Raw genomic sequence first — 18,704 nt, forward strand, 5'->3', positions numbered from 1 at the left:
TTCGTACTCGCTCCAGTTGCCTTCGAACCACACCACCTTGGAATCGCCTTCGTAAGCGAGGATGTGCGTGGCGATGCGGTCCAGGAACCAGCGGTCATGGGAGATAATCACGGCGCAGCCTGCAAACTTGAGGATAGCCTGTTCCAAAGCCTGCAACGTTTCGATATCCAAGTCGTTCGTCGGTTCGTCGAGGAACAAAAGGTTGCCCGGCTTCTGCAAGTTCTTTGCCATGAGCACGCGATTACGTTCACCACCAGAGAGCTGCGAAAGTTTCTTCTGCTGAGCCGCACCCGTGAAGTTGAAGAGGCCGCAGTAAGCACGACCATTCATCTTGCGGTCGCCCACCAAGATTTCATCATTGCCACCCGTGATAGATTCCCAAACCGTCTTGGAATCGTCCAGGCTTTCACGGCCCTGTTCCATGCTGATGATTTCCACGGTCTCACCAATCTTGAGCGTACCGCCATCGGGCTTTTCCTGGCCCATAATCATCTTGAACAAAGTCGTCTTACCAGCACCGTTCGGACCGATAATACCCACGATACCCGAGCGCGGCAGGCTGAAGTTCAAATCGTCGAACAGCACCTTTTCACCAAAGGCCTTCTGCAAATGTTCCGCCTGGATAACGATATCGCCCAAACGCTTGCCGTTTGCAATGTGGATTTGCGCCACCTTAATTTGTTCCTTAGAATCTTCGGCCAAGAGTTCTTCGTAAGCCTTAAGACGGGCCTTGCTCTTCGCCTGGCGAGCCTTCGGACTCTGCTTGACCCATTCCTGTTCGCGAGCGAGGCGCTTCTGACGGTCAGATTCACCCTTTTCTTCGTTCTTCATGCGTTCAAGCTTTTGGTCAAGCCACTGGGCGTAATTGCCTTCCCAAGGAATGCCGCGACCGCGGTCGATTTCCAAAATCCAGTTCGTTACGTTGTCAAGGAAGTAACGGTCGTGCGTCACCAAAATCACGGAGCCCTTGTATTCGCGGAGGTGGCGTTCGAGCCAGGCGACCGTTTCAGCATCCAAGTGGTTCGTCGGTTCGTCAAGGAGCAACAAATCCGGTTCTTCGAGGAGCAAGCGGCAGAGAGCCACGCGGCGCTTTTCACCACCGGAAAGGTTTGTCACCGGCCAGTCGCCCGGCGGGCAACGGAGAGCGTCCATTGCAATTTCAATGTTGCGGTCGAGGCTCCACAAATCCTGAGCATCGATGATGTCCTGAAGCTTTGCCTGTTCGTCGAGAAGCTTGTTCATCTCGTCGTCTTCCATCGGTTCAGCAAACTTCATGGAAATTTCGTTGAAGCGGTCAAGCACGGCCTGCTTTTTCGCAACGGCCTGCATCACGTTTTCCTTGACAGTCAAGTTCGGGTCCAGCTGCGGTTCCTGCGGCAAGTAGCCTGCGGTGCGGCCCGGTTCAATCCAAGCTTCGCCCTGGAATTCCTTGTCAATACCCGCCATAATGCGGAGGAGCGTCGACTTACCGGCACCGTTCTGGCCGATAATACCAATCTTTGCGCCATAGTAGAAGCTCAAAGAAATGTCCTTCAGCACCTCTTTGTAGGCGGATAGGACTTGGTCATTTTGTACATGTAGAAAACGAATTTTTCTGCTTTATTTTCGGCCATAATTTGCTCGCTTCGCTTCGAGGTATGAGGTCGGTCGCTTCGCTCCCTTTGAGCTATGAGCGCAGACCTTCGGTCCTTTTGGGTATGAGGTTTAAAGTTTTCAGGACGAAGTCATCCTGAACGAATGTGAAGGATCCAGTTATTTTTTCCTTATTTTCGTCAATTTGAATATAGAAATATTTTTAGGCTTTCTTTGGGGGCCAACGCTTTTCAAACGCAATTCGGAAAGAAGTCAAAAACCCAGCAATCGTAAGGATACTACAGAAGCTTTTTTCAAACAAAGTTCCCCAAAACTGCTGAATAATCCCCATAAAAGCAAGCGGCAGCATCGCCACCAAAAACACCGTAAAGGCAATTCCACAAAAGCGATTAAATTTCACAGGAATAATTTTTGCACCCACAAGCGTTATAATCATGCCAATTAGGGTCACCACAATACTTGAAGCAGAAATAGAACAAGCCATTTCAAAATTTTCGGTCCGTCCACCATTCACCCACACATAAGGCAACAAACCCGCAATTACAGAAACATGGATAAGCACATTTATTCCACCAACAGCGAGATTTATCAAGCCCGCTTTTTTCAAGCCAAATACACTTACTTTATCAAAAACATTCATTTTCAAGACACCTTTTTACGAATCACAACGACATGCGTTACACAACGAAACTCTAGCCTTTACTCAAACAAATTACAAGCATCAATCACCAGCGAGGAATTCTTTGATTTTCGCCTTGACAAAAGCCAAATCAGGATTCGTGAGAATCGGAATCAGCGCATTGATTTCTTCGACAGGCTTATCCCACCATTTCCACCGGAGCATCAGCGCCGTCAATTCTTCGTCGAAACGATTGCGTATAAACTGCGCAGGATTCCCCACTACAACCGTATAAGGCTCCACATCGCTCCCGACAACCGCATTTGCACCGATGATTGCGCCATCGCCAATTTTCACCCCCGGCAAAATCACCGCATTCTGCCCGATCCACACATCGTTTCCAATCACCGTATCGCCCTTAAGTGGCAAATTTTCTTTGGCAGGAGGCTCCATATTCCAACCCTGCAATGTGTAGAACGGGAACGTCGAAACCGCATTCATCTGATGGTTCGCCCCATTCATCACGAACTCCACGCCTGCAGCAATCTGGCAGAACTTCCCGATGATTAGCTTGTCATCATTCCACGGATACAGATGCGTCACGTGGCTCACAAAATCGCTATCGGCAATGTAGGTAAAATCCCCCACGACAATCTGCAGATTTTTGAGCGTCGGCTTCACGTAAATTTCCTTGTCATAACCCGCAATCGGGTGGACAGTCATCGGATCAGGGAGTGTGTTTGGCATGGGGACCTCCGTAGGTGGGATATATGGAGAAAAGTAATAAAAAGCAAACAGACCTGTCAGCCCCGCCTCGCACAGTCATTCCAAACTTGATTGGAAGATCTTTTTTACGCACCATACACAAAACGTCATTTTATGACATTAAAGAAATATACATTAACAAAAAACAACCCAATGCAGGTCTTTATGAGCCAAGAACAGAAAACAATCCGCGTCATGGGTACAGGATTCGTCAAAACCACCCCCGACACAACGAGACTCACTTTCGAAGTGGATTCCCTGCATGACACGTACGAAAAAGCGTACGCCGAAGCCGCAATCGGGAATAAAAACCTGCGAGAAACGCTTGAGAAACTGAATATTCCGAAAGATTCGCTCAAAACCACGAACTTTTCTATAACCAAAGAAACGGAGTACAAGCACAAAGAAGACAAGTTCGTCTTTGTCGGATTCAAACTGCACCAAAATCTCGCTATCGAATTGCCGCTAGACAGCATCATCACCTCCAAAGTCATGTCCGCACTCGGCAAAGCATGGCCCGAACTCGAAGTGAACATCGCATTCATCAAAAAAGACTCGCACGATGTCAAGCTGCAAATTTTGGAATCCGCCGTCAAAGACGCTCGCGAAAAAGCCGAAATCATCGCAGCGACATTGGGGCATAAGCTCGGCGGCATTATCAGCGCAGATTACTCTAAGCGGAGCATCGACATCAACTACCATGAAGAACGGCTGGCCATATGCGACGGCGGCTTTGGCGACAAAAACTGCTCTATCGATTACACTCCCGACGATATCGAGGCCGGCGACACGATCGAAACCGTGTGGTATTTGGAGTAAAACTAACACGCGATTTCAACGGATCAACAAGTTATAAACTAAAATTTCGTGATTCTACATTAAATTCGCTAATTATAACATTTTTCCGCGATTATAACATTTTGAAATGTTATGATTGAGGGGAAATGTTAAAGAGGGTAAGACAAAGCGAAAATTTTCCAAGCGCCTAAAAAAGTCATAATTTGACATTTTTCGATTGTATATTTAGAGATGATGAAAGATTTATACGCGACAAAACGAAAAAACATGCGCTCGTTGGCAGAATACCAGCGAAAATTGTGGAAAAGTCCGCAACTCGCATACTTGTTCCTTGAAGTGACCGATTGTTGCAATTTAAAATGCAAGCATTGCGGCAGCGGCTGCCTATCCACAAACCGTAACTACTTGCCTTTTGAGACCGCCCAAAAAGTGCTGGACGAAGTCGCCAAGGAATACGATGCATCACAGATATTCATTTGCATCACAGGCGGCGAACCACTTTTGAACAAAGAACTATTCAAAATCATCGCCTATTCCAAGCATTTAAATTTTTCTTGCGGAATAACGACTAACGGAACCTTATTGTCCGAAACAGTCGGTGAAGAGTTCAAGAAAGCTGGACTGGACACAATTTCTATTAGCTTGGATGGTCTGGAAGAGACTCATAACAACTTTCGATGTTCCCCAAATGCATTCCAACAAGCGCTGACAGGTATCCGAAATGCGAAAAAAGCAGGGTTATATCCCGAAGTTGTAACCGTTGTCCACAAAAACAATTTGAAAGAACTAGATATCCTATACGAATTCCTTTGCGATGAGAAAATCGAATCATGGAAAATTGCGAACATCGAACCCATCGGCAGAGCCAGGGACAATTCATCGATGTTCCTCGACGCTCACGAATACAAAATGCTGCTCGATTTCGTTAAACAGACCCGATTTAATCCAAGCAACAACATGGAAATTAATTTAGGTTGTTCGCACTATCTCGGAATGCAATACGAGTATATGGTTCGCGATTTTTACTTTCAATGCGGAGCGGGAACTAAAATCGCAAGCGTCATGGCAAATGGCGATATCGGAGCATGTCTGGACATTGAACGGAACGATTTAACAATACAGGGAAACATTTATAAAGATTCTTTCGTAGATGTTTGGAAAAACCGGTTTGAAATTTTCCGTCAAGATAAGGCGGAATTAAATTCGCAATGCCAACAATGTAGCGAAAGGGAATTTTGCATGGGAGATTCAACCCATACCTGGAACTTCCAAAACAACGAACCCAATTACTGCGTTTTCAAAATGCTGGAGGATCATCATGGTCAAAATAAATAGAAAGCCAAAAGAATATCGTGGACGTTGCGGAAACTGCCAAGCGCCTCTGTTGAAGGGGGCCCGATATTGCGACCAATGTGGCACCAAAAGGGGCAATGGAGAATTTAAACCTTTTGAAAATACAATACGAATCCTTTACGGTCCACCCATTAAAATCATCCAGCATTGTGAAGCATGCAATCATAAATGGTTAAAAGCAGGGATTGGCGTAAAAAAATCTTCATACTGTCCCAAATGCAATTCACCCTCTATAGAAATGCTAGAATTTTCGCGTTGGCATTATGGAGAAGCCCTAGGTCACTATTTAGAAGACAACGAGCCACTGCAATTATTCACCGAAGACGAAGTGAATAAAATTCTGAGTTTGCGCGAAGAATACAAGAATTTTCAAAACCGTAACGAAGATTACAATGCAATACACAGGTTCATGAATCAAAATGGTTTCGAGGAACACGCGAAAGAATTGAAAGATACAATTTTGTCAAATCGTGAAGCGGAAAGAATAAATTTATCAAAAAAGATTTTAATGGTTGTCGGAAACGAAAACGCCTTAATAGCAGATTGCGTTTGCCCCAAATGCGAAGGTATAATAGCTTGCCAAATAAAAATTGATAAAAAAACGAAATTCCCAAAAGCGAATACACTGAAAGACGGCGAAATTTATTCACTTTCAGAGGATTATGTCAATCAAAATGCCAGTAAAGACGATTTAATGTGCTTACAGTGCGGTCATGTATTCAAAAATCCTAAAAAAGAAAAATAAGGATATACACATGGGCGAAGAAAGAAAAACAAACAAGAAATATTGTTACCACTATTCCCCCTCCCAACAAAAATGCCCATACAAGACCGATTTTGAACGAATCGCGTGGGAATGCGAAAAGCAAGTCTGCGAAGCAAAAACATCTCCGCAAGACATCTCGGAGTTTCTGCATTTTGTAGCCAACACCATGAGCAATTATGACAAAAAAATCCTTGCTCGGTACATTGCAGAATATGCCTGTTATGACTCCGACGACAGCATCATAAACGCAAAGAAATTCATTTGTGAAACCCACAAACTGCAAGATATTCTTTTCTTTGAAAAGCCGCTAGGCCAAACAATCTACGAAACCATTGATGAAGGGACCTACGTACCTGAAAGCGAAGGGACTCTTCTTTACGATGACGGAAGAATATACACAATGTTCGGGAACAGCGATAGTAAAAAACGCTCTTATGTGCTAGAAGCAACAAGCAGGCCGTTCGCAGATAAAATAAAGGCATTCATAGAAAAAAATAGGGAAGTCATTCAAAGTTTTCCTGACGAAACCACAGAAGCTCCATTTTGCGACGGAAGCTACCAATACTATAAATTTCTGAACAAAAAATGTCACGGCTATATGATGTATTGTACTGATGACGGTCAAAAAATTATTTCCTTTGCAAAAAAGATTGACGCACGTTTCCGCAAGCACGCATTTCCGATAAGCAATAGTGCAAACTTTGCCGCAGTTGTATGTTTTTGAAATACAATTATCCCCAATCAAGGTTTATTTTCGCAATAATTGAACGCATATCAAGCGACAAAATGTATAATTGAAGGTAGAGAGGCTAATATGGACGATAAACTTGAAAATTTGATAAGAAACAAAATTGCAACAGATAAAAAACTCGCTGCTAAAATAGCGTGTGAAGACTTTTGGCTTGCCAAAGGGCAAGAAGCCCTCAGAAAATATCAAGCATACTCTATAAATCCAGAGCTTCTAGATAACCTTATTGAAAAATCTTCTACCAGTGAGGGATTCCAAGAAATCAAGAATTCTCAAGACCCCGCACTTATTGAAATTAGAGAACTGATTTTCTCTATTGTCGCATATTGCGACATGAATGCCTGCGATAAAAAGAAATACAATAAATACGAAGATTACCGTGTCATTGCTAAAGCAGGCATTCGCCAAAACGACTGGTTACATCACTTTCTTACATATAAGAAAACAAGCAATGCTCCAGATTCTGTAATGAACGCCATTGAATATTTGGATCAACCTGCAACACATTTTGGAAATGTAAGTGAAAAGCATCGTAAACTGATTGCAGAAAAAATTTTCATGGTTCCTTACGAAAGAAACTCTTTTTTTGATTCCGCAAAAAAATTCTTTGAACCATTTGATATTAAATGCAATAACTCAGGCAACCTCGGTACAGTTTTTGGACATATTTTATACGATGGAGAAATATCAAAATATTGGAAAGAAAGTGATCTTTCTCTAGACGATTCTGATACCGTTCGCTACTGGGTTTACTCTCCTGGTGCAAAAGCAACCAACTGGAATAACGACAAAAAGAATGAAGTTATGTCCATCGGCTACGATAACATTGTTGACTGGAGTACTTTAAAAACTAAAGAAGAATATCGAACAGCCTTGCAGAATTTCAACCACGACACATCATCTCATAAAAACGATGTTCTCGGTTTTTGGCAATTCGTAAACGAAATGAAAATTGGCGATGTTGTTTATGCAAAAGATGGAATGTCAAAAGTTATTGGGCGCGGCATAGTCCAAGGCGATTACACCTACGATGCCAACAAAGATTCCTTTTATTGCAGTCGAAAAGTGCAATGGACACATACAAATTGCAACTACCAATTGAAAGAGGACGGAGCATTCTCTATGAAGATGCTCACCGACATCACAAAATATTCTGGTTTAAGAAACGAGCTTGAGGAATTTTTTGATAATCAGAAATCAACGCAAATCGGTGGTAAAACATCTATCGAGCCGAAACCACAAACACCATCCATTTACTCTAAAGAAAATTTCTTAAAAAAAGTCTTTATGGATGAATCAAGCTATGATTCACTTGTTGGTTTGCTAAAGAGAAAAAAGAATATTATTCTGCAAGGAGCTCCTGGAGTCGGGAAAACATTCATGGCAAAGCGCCTAGCTTACTCCATAATGGGGCAAATAGATAAATCAAGAGTAAAAATGATTCAATTCCACCAAAGTTACAGTTATGAAGATTTCATAATGGGCTACCGTCCTGATGGAAATGGATTCAAGCTAAAACGCGGTCCGTTCTATGAATTTTGTAATACAGCGGCAGAGGATTCAGAAAACAACTATTTCTTTATCATCGACGAAATAAATCGTGGAAACATCAGCAAGATTTTCGGCGAACTATTCATGCTTATCGAAAACGATAAACGTGGCCAGCAAATACGTTTGCTATACGAAGATGAATTATTCTCCGTACCTCCCAATTTATACATCATTGGTCTCATGAATACAGCAGACCGCAGCATTGCAATGATTGACTATGCTTTACGCCGTCGTTTTTCATTCTTTGAGGTTAAACCGGCATTTGATTCAGAGCAATTTGAAAGCAAGCGTGAAAATGCAGAAAATGAAAAATACGACAATCTTATTGAATGCGTAAAGAATCTCAATAAGGAAATCGCCGCCGATGATTCTCTTGGTGAAGGATTTTGCATAGGTCACAGCTACTTTTGCTTCGAAGAAAATGAAACCATTGATAATGAATGGCTCAAGTCGGTTGTTGAATATGATGTCATTCCGCTCCTGAAAGAATATTGGTTTGACGAGCCTGAAAAAGTAAAGAACTGGAGCGATAAACTCAGAGCATCGATTCAATGATTCTCGTAAAGAACATATATCACATGCTTTCGTACGCCTTTCGCTGTTTGAAGGAAGGCGCATTTAAAGCGTTATCCGATGAAACAGAATCTTTCGACAATATAGACAACCTATATGCAGAAATTCTGATTCTCGGAGTGACGGTTCAAATAAAGCGTGGATTGCTGAGGGATTATATTGATGCAACAGAATCCCTCAAATGCCCTCATGGAAAAATAGAGCTTTCGGAATCCATCAAAAACATATCTTCACAAAAAAGAGAGCTAGTATGTTCTTTTCAAGAATATACTGTAAACGCCCTGTTGAATAGAATTCTAAAACAAACATTCGCGCTTCTTTTGAAAAGCAAGGATGTATCCCATGAACGCAAGAAAAAAATTCATAAGCTACTGACCTACTTTTCTTGTGTAGAGCCGATAGATTTACGAATTGTGGATTGGAACATTCATTTTAATCGTTGCAACGCAACATACCAGATGTTGATCTACATTTGCCATTGGATATATGATGAGTGGCTCATAAACCATAATCAAGATACAGGCACAAAGCGATCTTATGAAGACGATCAAAAAATGAGCCGTCTATACGAGAAATTTGTACTTGAATATTTTCGTCGTGAACATCCGGAATTGAGTGCAAATGCACCGCATTTAAATTGGCAACTGGATGACTCAATTGATAAAATGTTGCCTATTATGAAAACAGATGTGACGCTCGAAAAAGAAAACCGAATACTGATTATTGACACCAAATACTACAATAGCATGTTGCAAAGCACCTACAATTCTAGCACCCAGCATTCACACAACATGTATCAAATCTTCACCTATGTAAAGAACTTGGCGTACGAAACTCAATCAGCCAACAAAATCGTTTCGGGGATGCTTCTTTATGCCAAAACAAATGAGGCCATTTCACCAGACCAAGACTACAAAATGAGCGGTAACAGAATCAGTGTAAAAAGTCTAGATTTGAACAAAGACTTTACTGAAATCCGTAGGCAATTAGACACAATCGCAAAGATTATATAGTAACTTAGAACTAGCAACTCAATTCTAAGTTCTACCAACTAACGACTACCTATTATTCAAATAGTTCAGCACCTTGTTCGTAAGGTCGTTTTCCTTTTTCCAGAAGAGCACGGCGCCCGTAGCACGGTCAACAACCATGTCATAGCCTTCCTGGAGCGCAATTTCGTTCACGGCCTTGCGAATCAGCTGGATAATCGGGGCACTCACCTTTTCGTTTTCGGAAATGAGTTCGCCGTTACGTCCATAAACGCGGTCGATGAATGACTTGAGTTCCGTATCCTTCTTGTTGTATTCGGCTTCAAGTTCGCGTTTCTTTTCGTCCGAAAGCATCAAGACTTGCTTATCCAAACGTTCCTTGATGGCAGCAAGTTCCTTCTGCAAAAGGTTCGCCTGCTGTTCCCACTTTGCCACTTGGCGGTCGTATTCTTCTTGAGCTTTCCTAGTACCCTTATAACCGTCAAAGATAATCTTTGAATCCACATGGGCAATGCGAAGACCATCTTCGGCAAAGCTTGCACAGGCAAAAACTACCGAAAGTAAAACTATCAACTTGCGAATCATAGCGCTCCTCCAGTCAGGTTAGAAAGACTGACCAATGACAAAGTTGAATTCCATATCGCCAACCTTGCCGTACTGCGTACCCATGCTGGAAATTTCACCCGGGTCAAGCGGCCAAGCAAAGTCGAAACCGATAATACCAAGCATCGGCACCACAACGCGGAAACCAAAACCGATATCCTTCTTAAGCTTTGTCGGATCCCATTCGCTGAGCGGATTCTTCTTCGGCTTATCGATTCTCTTTTCCGAATCAATGCGATCACCAAACACGTTACCAGCATCAAAGAAGAACGGCAAGAGGTAGAATGTCTGCGGCACAAGTCCAAGCTGAAGTTCAGCACCAATGTACTGGTAGCTACGGCCCAAGCGGCTATTACCAATAGAACCAGAGCTATAGCCACGGAGCATACCATCGTAACCAAGCACGCCACCCATTTTATACAGAGTGCGGTGTTGCAACTTGTCGCCGAAAATCACACCGTATTCGTTTGTAAGGGCAATCGTCAAACGGTCGCGGAAGAGCGGGAACCACCACTTGATAGAAAGATCAGCCTTTATGAATTCAAAGTCACTGCCAAAGTACTTATTGGCCCACTGCACATCAAGCACGTAGCGAGAACCTTCGGTCGGGAATTGCGGCAAATTCTTGTCGTCACGCTGGATGCGGAAGTTGAACGCCGATTCAATACCTGTATAAACTACATAGCTATTGGGGATATTCGGGCCCTGATCGTTCATGAGCCAGCCATAACCAATTTGACCATAGAAGTAGTCATCCGGCCACTTGAGGCGCTTACCGGCAAAGATGTTACCACCGTAGCGGGTAATGTCGTGGTCGTCATAGTCTTCCATGTTCCACCAAGAATAGCTGAGGCTTGCACCGAGCGTAATCGGCTTGTCGAGGAACCACGGTTCCGTAAAGCTAATCGTAGCGCTCTTCTTGTCGGCACCGTATTCGAGGTTCAATGCGGCTTGCTGACCATCGCCCATACAGCAGTTCGGGATGGAGATGCTAGCCGTACCGACAAAGCCATCGCTTTCGCTATAAGAAACACCCAAGCTGAACTGACCTGTACCGGCCTGCTTTTCTTGAACGGCAAAGTCGAGATCCACTTCCTGTTCGCCCACCACCTTGATATCTGGAACAACCATGTCAAAGTAGTTGAGCTGCATAATGTCGCGGAAGCTACGTTCCAAAGCAGACTGGCGGTACGTATCGCCCGGATACAAACGAACTTCGCGGCGGATGACCTTTTCGTTCGTCTTGGTATTGCCACGCACATGAACCTTATGGATCTGAGCCGGCAAGCCTTCGTTCATCTTGTAGGCGAGGTTCACGATAGAATCGTTTTCGAAAGTTCTTTCTTCGTCGAACTGGGCAAAGAGGTAGCCATCTTCGCGGTAAGAATCAAGCAAAGCCTTGCGAGAAGCTTCGTAAAGATACTGGTCAAACACGGCACCGCTATCCAAACGGAACACGTAACCAAGCATCGCATCGGTCTGGACTTCGTTACCGGTAAAGTGGAGCCCGCCCATGTAGTAACGGCGACCTTCAGTCACATCGATATGCACAATGATATCGCTAGAAGTCTTGATGTTATCGTACTTGTAGAGAGCCGGAATCAAGTCTTCGATCATGTAACGCACGAGGAGCTTACTTTCGTAAGCGGTACGCTTCTTGATTTTCAGGAGGGAATCAATCTTCGGGTTGCTCCACTTCTGGTCCTTGACCAAGTCCAGCCATTCATTGCGGGCATTTTCATAACGAATAATGTCATTCAGAATTTTCCAGGCACCTTCTTCATCCTTGACCTGCTGCACACGTCTTGTCACAGGATTTTTGTCACTGGCCTTGCGCATGTGCCTATAATAGTGCGTCACTTCCATTGTCGGCTTGCCAGCCATCTTGAAGAACGGACTCGTAGAATCGGCCAAAGCATCGTTCAATTGCGTGTAAAGCGGAGCCAAGCGTTCTCCAACCGGCACCATGCGTCCAAGGTAGAACAAGCATGAAGAATCCGGGAGATACTCGGCATGATAATCATTGAGTTCAGCATCCAAGAAGCCGAAATGGCGGAACACATTCAGCACGGTATCGCGGTCGGCTTCAAAGATGTTTTCCTTGAATTCGCCGCCCCCCCACCACTGGTTTTCCTTGGAAAGCATGTGATCGGTGATTTCTTCGACCGGCACATGATCGTTGCCTTTCACTTCGACGCCACGGATACGCACCTTGGAACCTTCGCGAATCACGAAGGTCACCTTGTTCTGGTATTCGTCCACCGGTTCTTCGCGGTAGCCCACTTCGGCAAGAAGGAAGCCTTCGGAGCGGTAATGGTCGAGCAAAGCCTGGCGAGTGCGTTCCAGTTGAGCCTTACTGTAAACCTGGCCTGCAATCATGTGGATTTTCAAACGAAGATCATCTTCGGAAACTTCGTCGCAGCCATCCAAAATAGCGGTATCGAGAGCCGGGAGTTCCTTGACCTTGAAGACCAAGTCCACATAGGAACCATCATCACCCACATAGTCCACCCATGCAGTCACATCGTCAAACAAACCGGAAGCGTAAAGCGAACTTACCGAGTTTTGCACCTTTTCTGAAAGCGTAGACGGGGAAAAGCTCTGCCCCGTACGGATGCCGACACGCCCTAAAACCGAGCGTTCGTCCATGTGATGTGTACCTTCGACACGAATCTTGTTAATCTTATTCTCAACCATGTACTTGTCGGAAATTTGCGACATGTCCAACAACTGGGCATTCGACATACCGACCAAAGCAAGAACGAATAAAAGCGAACGGGAACGCAGAATAGACCTACCTATAAAAGCAGTTTATTAAAATTTCTTGCCAAAAATACAAAAAATATACGCTCCCGCCCACTCAACATTTTTAAAAAAGGGCAATCAGCCGACAATCCATAATTCTTGTAAGTGCTGTTAGAACCGTATGGATCCTTCTGACGGAGGATGACGCGACTGAAGGGAGTCTCCTACCTATCTGACGACAGACGAAACGGAGGATGATGCGGCGCTCTTTTAAAGAGTACTTTACATTTTTTGAAAGTGTTACATAAACCATCCACAAACAAGTCGGGATGACATCATCGCCCATATATATGGGCAAGGATTGCGCCGTTTTTTTTCGCAAAGAAAAAGAAACTCTCTTTATTTAGTCGGAACGCAAGCGCATTATTTATATTTAAGTCGAAAAAATTTAACTCACACCCTCTATTGAAGGATACTATGCGATCTACAGCTTGGAACGACGAAGAAAACAAAGTCTTGCCCGAAATGGCTCTTGACTTTATGCCCGAAGAAAAATTACGCGAATTGCAGTTGCAGCGTTTGCGCGCAACCGTGAAGCTCGCCTACGAGAAGGTCCCGCTGTTCCATGAACGCATGGTCGAAAAAGGTGTCAAGCCCGAAGACATCAAGACTCTGAAGGACATCGTGAAGATTCCGTTCTCCATGAAGAAGGACCTTCGCGACACTTATCCGTACGGTCTTTTCGCTGTTGATATGAGCGAAGTCGTGCGTTTGCATGCAAGCTCCGGCACCACCGGTAAGCCGATTGTCGTCGGTTACACCAAGGAAGACATGGAAGTCTGGGCACAGGTTGTCAAGCGCGGCCTCCTCGCTTGCGGTTTCCGCAGCACGGACATTGTGCAGAACTTCTACGGCTACGGCCTCTTCACTGGCGGCCTTGGCATTCACGGCGGTTTCGAAGCACTCGGCGCCACAGTCGTGCCGATTAGCGGCGGCAATACCGAACGCCAGGTGATGCTCATGAAAGACTTTGGCGTGACCGCTGTCGGTGGCACTCCGAGTTATTTTGTCCGCATTATCGACGTTGCCGAAAAGATGGGCGTCGACATTTCCAAGCTCAACGTGAAGCGCGGTATCTTCGGTGCAGAACCGTGGAGCGATGGCATGCGCGACTACATCGAAGAAAAGACGGGCATCAAGGCTTACGACATTTACGGTCTTTCTGAAATTGTTGGCCCGGGCGTTGGTTGCGAATGCGAATGCCGCGACGGCATCCACATTTTCGAAGATCACTTCTACCCCGAAATTGTCGATCCGGAAACGCTCGAACCGCTTCCGGACGGCGAAGAAGGCGAACTCGTCATCAGCACGCTCAGCAAGCGCGCTATGCCGATTTTGCGCTACCGCACCCGCGACATCACCGCTATCGAAAAGACCAAGTGCGCCTGCGGCCGTACCATCCGCCGTATCCGCCGCATTGGCCGCCGTAGCGATGACATGATTATCATGCGCGGCGTGAACGTGTTCCCGAGCCAGATCGAAACGGCACTCCTCCGCGCCGAAAAGGCATTGCCGCACTACCAGATTGTTCTCGACACCAAGAACAACATGGACACGCTCGAAGTCAAGGTCGAAGTTTCTCGCGACATGGTGAGCGACTCCATGAGCGATATGGAACAGCTCTCCAAGAAGTTCAAGCACTCCATCGAACAGATTCTTGGCATCTCTGTGATTGTCACGCTCTGCGAACCGGATTCTCTGCCGCGCAGCGAAGGCAAGGCAAAGAGAGTTGTTGACAACAGAAAGAAGATTTAAGAAGAAAGGAGAAAAAAATGAAAATTCCACAGGTTTCCGTTTTTGTTCAGAACCGTCCGGGTCGTCTCCAGGCTGTTTGCCGTTCACTCGCTGACGCAGGCATCAACCTTCTCTCGCTCACGCTCGCCGATTCCGGCGAATTCGGCCTTATCCGCCTGATTGTGAACGACTCCGAAAAAGCTGTTGCTGTGCTCGAAAAGTCCGGCCTCAGCGCCACGATTACCGACGTTGTCGCTTGCCCTGTCGAAGACAGAGTCGGCGGGCTCGCCGATCTTTTGGACGTTCTTGGCGACTTGCAGATTGACTACATGTACGCATACCCGTCCGAATGCAAGGCTGCAACGAACATCATGATTCTTCGCTTTAGCGATACCGAAAAGGCGCTCAAGGTCTTGGAAGCAAAGAACTTCAAGACTCTCAGCACTCAAGAAATGCTCGGATAGTTGAGATTGGCGAGATTCATCGAATCCCGCCAAAGTTACTGGTTCTAATTACTAGTTAAAGAACAGCTAAACGGAACAACCGTTTAGCCGTTTTTTTTATTCAGAAAAAATGCCCGGCAGAGCCGAGCACTTACAACATTCATCTAGCTTATCTAAACACAGCGCTCAACGAGGTCACTTCGCCTGGGTTCACCTTGCGGGTCACATCGGTCACGCCATCGCTCCAGCCCGTGAACACTGCGCCAGATTTTGCCTGAGCCGTAAGCGTTACCGGCACGCCCGTGTAGAACGTCAATCTCATCGAAGACTGATCCAAAGCGAGGCCATCCACAAGAATTGTGCCCGAGCCCTGCGAGGCAAGTGTCATTTCGACAGGCGAGCCCAGCGAGAAGAACGATACCATCTGCTCACGAACCGTAGCCTGGCGCGACTGTGCAAACGACTTAATCGTCTGCAAGTTATTGCTCATCGAAGAAGCGTTGTAGTTCCAGAACTGCTGATCGCGAGTCATTTCGGATTCCACCTGAGACTGCAAATCGTTAATTCGCTTCAAAAGCCTGTCGGCAGAGAAGTTCATCGAAAGGAGCACGCTAAAGCGGTTGATAAACGCATTCTTGAAGTTTGCATTTTCAAGCAAGCGACTGATAAGAATTGTATGTTCCGAAATACCGCCATTTGCTGCAGCCATTTGCGGTTGCTGCCCGCCGAAGCCACCGCCCCAGTTGCCGCCGCCGAAGTCGCCACCCATACCAGGGAAATTCATGCCACCCATGCCCTGTGTACCGCTAGCGTTTGTCACGTAGCTAAACACGTTGCCATTCTGGGTATTGTAAGACACGCCAAAGCCAAAGTCCACATCGTACATGAACCATTTCCACTTGGTCTTCTGGCTTGCAACACGCCATTTCTTCAAGTTGTTATGCGGCCAGTCACTGTTATTCACAAACATTTCCGCCTGCATGTAATTCATGAAGTTGTCAACATCAATCTGGTCTGCAATTTTTTTATAGTTCGCATCAGAGGTCAAATTATTACTTTGTAACCAATCTATCATAGCCTTATAATCAGCGGCAGAACCGGCGGCAGCTTCATTGGTGCCGCTCGACGTGGTCGCGACGAGGTCTATATCGTTCGGGTCATAGCCGTACTTGGTTTCGTAATAATATTCATTGTTACGTTCGCGCAAGTCATGGATACCATAATACTTGCCATTGTAATACACGACAACATAACGGCCGCGCTGATAATCAACGCCGAGACCTTCCGTCATCGAAGTTCCCAAGCGGTCGCGCAAATAATCGTCACCGCTGTTGTTACCGAAGTTTCTGAACGAGAAAGCCTTGAACTTCTTGAGTTCCGGATAATCCGGGAACAAGGTGTATTTCAAGCGTTTGTCGCCATATTCTTCGCGCAAGGTAATTGCAAACGATTTCTTTTCTTTTGCACGGCTATACTGCCCTGTAATCTTGTAATCGCCCTTGATGCCAAACGCAGGCGTTTTCGGCTTACCTGGTTCAAACATTTCGACATACACGGGGAGTTCACGGTTGCTCCAGAAGTTCGCACCCTTTTTCGGGTCCATCATTGCAGCGCCATTACCCGTCATGTAAAGACCGGAATCGGGGCTGAACATCGAAAGCGGATCGGTCGTCACAAAGATTGCAGCGAGCGACGGTTGCTGTTCAAAAACATAAGTACGATTGATTTCTTCACTCGGGTAAGAGCCCGTAGCATAAGTACGGCAACGCAAAACGGTTGTGGCGTTAATCGTCAACGTTGTCTGTACCACCGGAGAATTTGCAGTCGGTTCAGCACCGCCCTGTTCGCAACGCGTGCCCGTTGGGAACGTAGCCGACACCGCAGAAGAATAGAATCCAGAAGGCGGAATATTCACTTCGGCCACTTGCACTTGTTCCGTAAAGACTTCGCCAAGCGTATTGCCATAAGGCGACGGAAGAGCAAAGCCCCACTTGCCAGCGCCATCACGAGACCAAGAAGCATTCGTCGGAACAGCACCAAAACGCACAGAGTCAAGCATTGCATTTTCGGCATTTATAAAGTACAATGCACCGCCATCCTTATCGACCTTGAACGACGCATGCGGTTCGTGTCCGCGATTGCGAGCAATCACCGATGTAATCTGGATAGTCGTTGATTCGCTGCCCTGAGTTTCAGTAGCAAAAGTCATTGCCGTAATTTGATTGCGATTCAAATCCTTTGCATTGTCATCCAAACGAACGTAATACACCGACGACAAATCGCCCGTACCGCGAAGATTCTTGCCAGTCCAATTGCTAATGTTTTCGCCTTCCTTAAAGTTCACGCGAATCTTGTGATTCTTGGTAATGAACCCACGGACCACAATCTGATTAGCCTTGCTTAGTTTCGATGCGTTATTAGACTTGACCACAACGCGGGAATAAGAACCGCCCTGAGCCACCTTCATCACAGCACCGATTTGCTGAGCTCCGCCTTCGCTAAAGCAAAGAGAAGACTTGCCTTGAAGATTTTGAACATTGTTGCCAGTATTTCCACCAGCACCAGGATTACCACCCATGCCGGGCATGCCGCCGCCCCAATCACCGCCCATTCCCGGGAAGTTGAAACCGCCAGCGCTACCGGCTGCAGATTCTGAACTACAATCGGAGCCCACCAAGTTGAGGGAATCAGAAGGCAAAACATAATCCGCATAGTCCTTGCCCGAAAGGAACACCACCATGAAACTCTTGGCCGGAACAGTTACGTTTCCAAAGACCCAACGACGCGGATTTGTCAAATCATCCGTAAGAGAATAGCCCTTCAAACTCACAGGAGCATCGGACGAGTTATAGAATTCGACCCATCCCGGATCATTACCGTCATTGTCCTTGAGATTCGCATTTGTTGGAGAAATTTCAGAGAAGAAAACCGGGCTGTTCCCCAGGAACTGAGGAATCACTTCTTGAACGCTAGAACTCTGCGGAATCGCAAAAGAACTCGAGGAATTCACAATAACAGGCGATGAATTCGTCGAAACCATCTGGGATGATGACGATGCTGACACGCCCGGAATTCCAGACGAAGAAATGCCTGGTAAAACACCAGCCGAACTCGAAAGCCCAAGTCCAAAACCTGAATTAGCATCGGAGCTAACTTCACCAGCATCAGGTCCCATCGGGCTCAAATTTGAATCGTTCGAGTCTCCACATGCGGAGAGCATCAAGCCAAAACCAATCCCACAAAGCGCTATTTTCGAAAAATGATTCATTTCGATTCCCTTGATTTTTTTAGCGATACACCACAATCCAATCCATTGCTTAATTATACATTGATGAACAAAGCACGTCATTCTTTTTTTAGATAC

At 45.6% G+C, this 18,704-nt stretch carries 13 protein-coding genes and 1 pseudogene; 8 read left to right on the forward strand and 6 right to left on the reverse strand.

Annotated features, from left to right (window positions below):
• From ettA to HUF13_RS11925, 3 genes and pseudogenes are all read right to left on the reverse strand, one after another.
• Positions 1-1,577: pseudogene (gene ettA / locus HUF13_RS11915) on the reverse strand (energy-dependent translational throttle protein EttA); the annotation flags it as partial.
• Between the two features lie 218 nt (positions 1,578-1,795).
• Positions 1,796-2,233, reverse strand: coding sequence for a hypothetical protein (locus HUF13_RS11920; RefSeq protein ID WP_173475342.1), 438 nt, complete (start codon positions 2,231-2,233; stop codon positions 1,796-1,798).
• An 81-nt stretch (positions 2,234-2,314) separates the two neighbouring features.
• Positions 2,315-2,935, reverse strand: coding sequence for a CatB-related O-acetyltransferase (locus HUF13_RS11925; RefSeq protein ID WP_369697081.1), 621 nt, complete (start codon positions 2,933-2,935; stop codon positions 2,315-2,317).
• 207 nt (positions 2,936-3,142) lie between these two features.
• Here HUF13_RS11925 and HUF13_RS11930 point away from each other — a divergent pair, with 207 nt between their 5' ends.
• From HUF13_RS11930 to HUF13_RS11955, 6 genes are all read left to right on the forward strand, one after another.
• Positions 3,143-3,796 carry an SIMPL domain-containing protein gene (locus HUF13_RS11930; RefSeq protein WP_173475344.1) on the forward strand — a complete coding sequence of 218 codons (654 nt, stop codon included), beginning with the start codon at positions 3,143-3,145 and terminating at the stop codon, positions 3,794-3,796.
• 210 nt (positions 3,797-4,006) lie between these two features.
• Entirely contained in the window at positions 4,007-5,110 is a 1,104-nt protein-coding gene (locus HUF13_RS11935; protein ID WP_173475345.1) for a radical SAM protein, read from the forward strand.
• Complete coding sequence (locus HUF13_RS11940) at positions 5,094-5,873, forward strand: hypothetical protein (RefSeq protein ID WP_173475346.1); 780 nt, start codon at positions 5,094-5,096, stop codon at positions 5,871-5,873. The genes HUF13_RS11935 and HUF13_RS11940 overlap by 17 nt, the downstream gene beginning before the upstream one ends.
• 10 nt (positions 5,874-5,883) lie before the next feature.
• Positions 5,884-6,618: a hypothetical protein gene (locus HUF13_RS11945; RefSeq protein ID WP_173475347.1), complete on the forward strand. Its 735-nt coding sequence runs from the start codon at positions 5,884-5,886 to the stop codon at positions 6,616-6,618.
• Between the two features lie 90 nt (positions 6,619-6,708).
• A complete protein-coding gene (locus tag HUF13_RS11950) occupies positions 6,709-8,748 on the forward strand; it encodes an AAA family ATPase (RefSeq protein WP_173475348.1) in 2,040 nt (679 codons plus the stop codon).
• 23 nt (positions 8,749-8,771) lie between these two features.
• Positions 8,772-9,779, forward strand: coding sequence for a hypothetical protein (locus HUF13_RS11955; protein ID WP_304039120.1), 1,008 nt, complete (start codon positions 8,772-8,774; stop codon positions 9,777-9,779).
• A 45-nt stretch (positions 9,780-9,824) separates the two neighbouring features.
• On the opposite strand, the gene HUF13_RS11960 is transcribed toward HUF13_RS11955, so the two are convergent.
• Complete coding sequence (locus tag HUF13_RS11960) at positions 9,825-10,340, reverse strand: OmpH family outer membrane protein (RefSeq protein WP_173475350.1); 516 nt, start codon at positions 10,338-10,340, stop codon at positions 9,825-9,827.
• 18 nt (positions 10,341-10,358) lie between these two features.
• Positions 10,359-13,103 (reverse strand): outer membrane protein assembly factor, encoded by a 2,745-nt coding sequence (locus HUF13_RS11965; RefSeq protein ID WP_173475351.1) that lies wholly within the window; start codon positions 13,101-13,103, stop codon positions 10,359-10,361.
• A 477-nt stretch (positions 13,104-13,580) separates the two neighbouring features.
• Between HUF13_RS11965 and HUF13_RS11970 the strand changes: the two genes are divergently transcribed.
• Entirely contained in the window at positions 13,581-14,918 is a 1,338-nt protein-coding gene (locus tag HUF13_RS11970) for a phenylacetate--CoA ligase family protein (RefSeq protein WP_173475352.1), read from the forward strand.
• Positions 14,919-14,935: 17 nt separating this feature from the next.
• A complete protein-coding gene (locus tag HUF13_RS11975; protein ID WP_173388933.1) occupies positions 14,936-15,361 on the forward strand; it encodes an ACT domain-containing protein in 426 nt (141 codons plus the stop codon).
• Positions 15,362-15,509: 148 nt separating this feature from the next.
• On the opposite strand, the gene HUF13_RS11980 is transcribed toward HUF13_RS11975, so the two are convergent.
• The gene (locus HUF13_RS11980) at positions 15,510-18,608 is read right to left on the reverse strand and encodes a CotH kinase family protein (protein WP_304039121.1); all 3,099 of its coding nucleotides are present in this window, start codon (positions 18,606-18,608) and stop codon (positions 15,510-15,512) included.
• Positions 18,609-18,704: the final 96 nt, after the last annotated feature.

The organism is Fibrobacter succinogenes, from assembly GCF_902779965.1.
Lineage (GTDB): Bacteria > Fibrobacterota > Fibrobacteria > Fibrobacterales > Fibrobacteraceae > Fibrobacter > Fibrobacter succinogenes_F.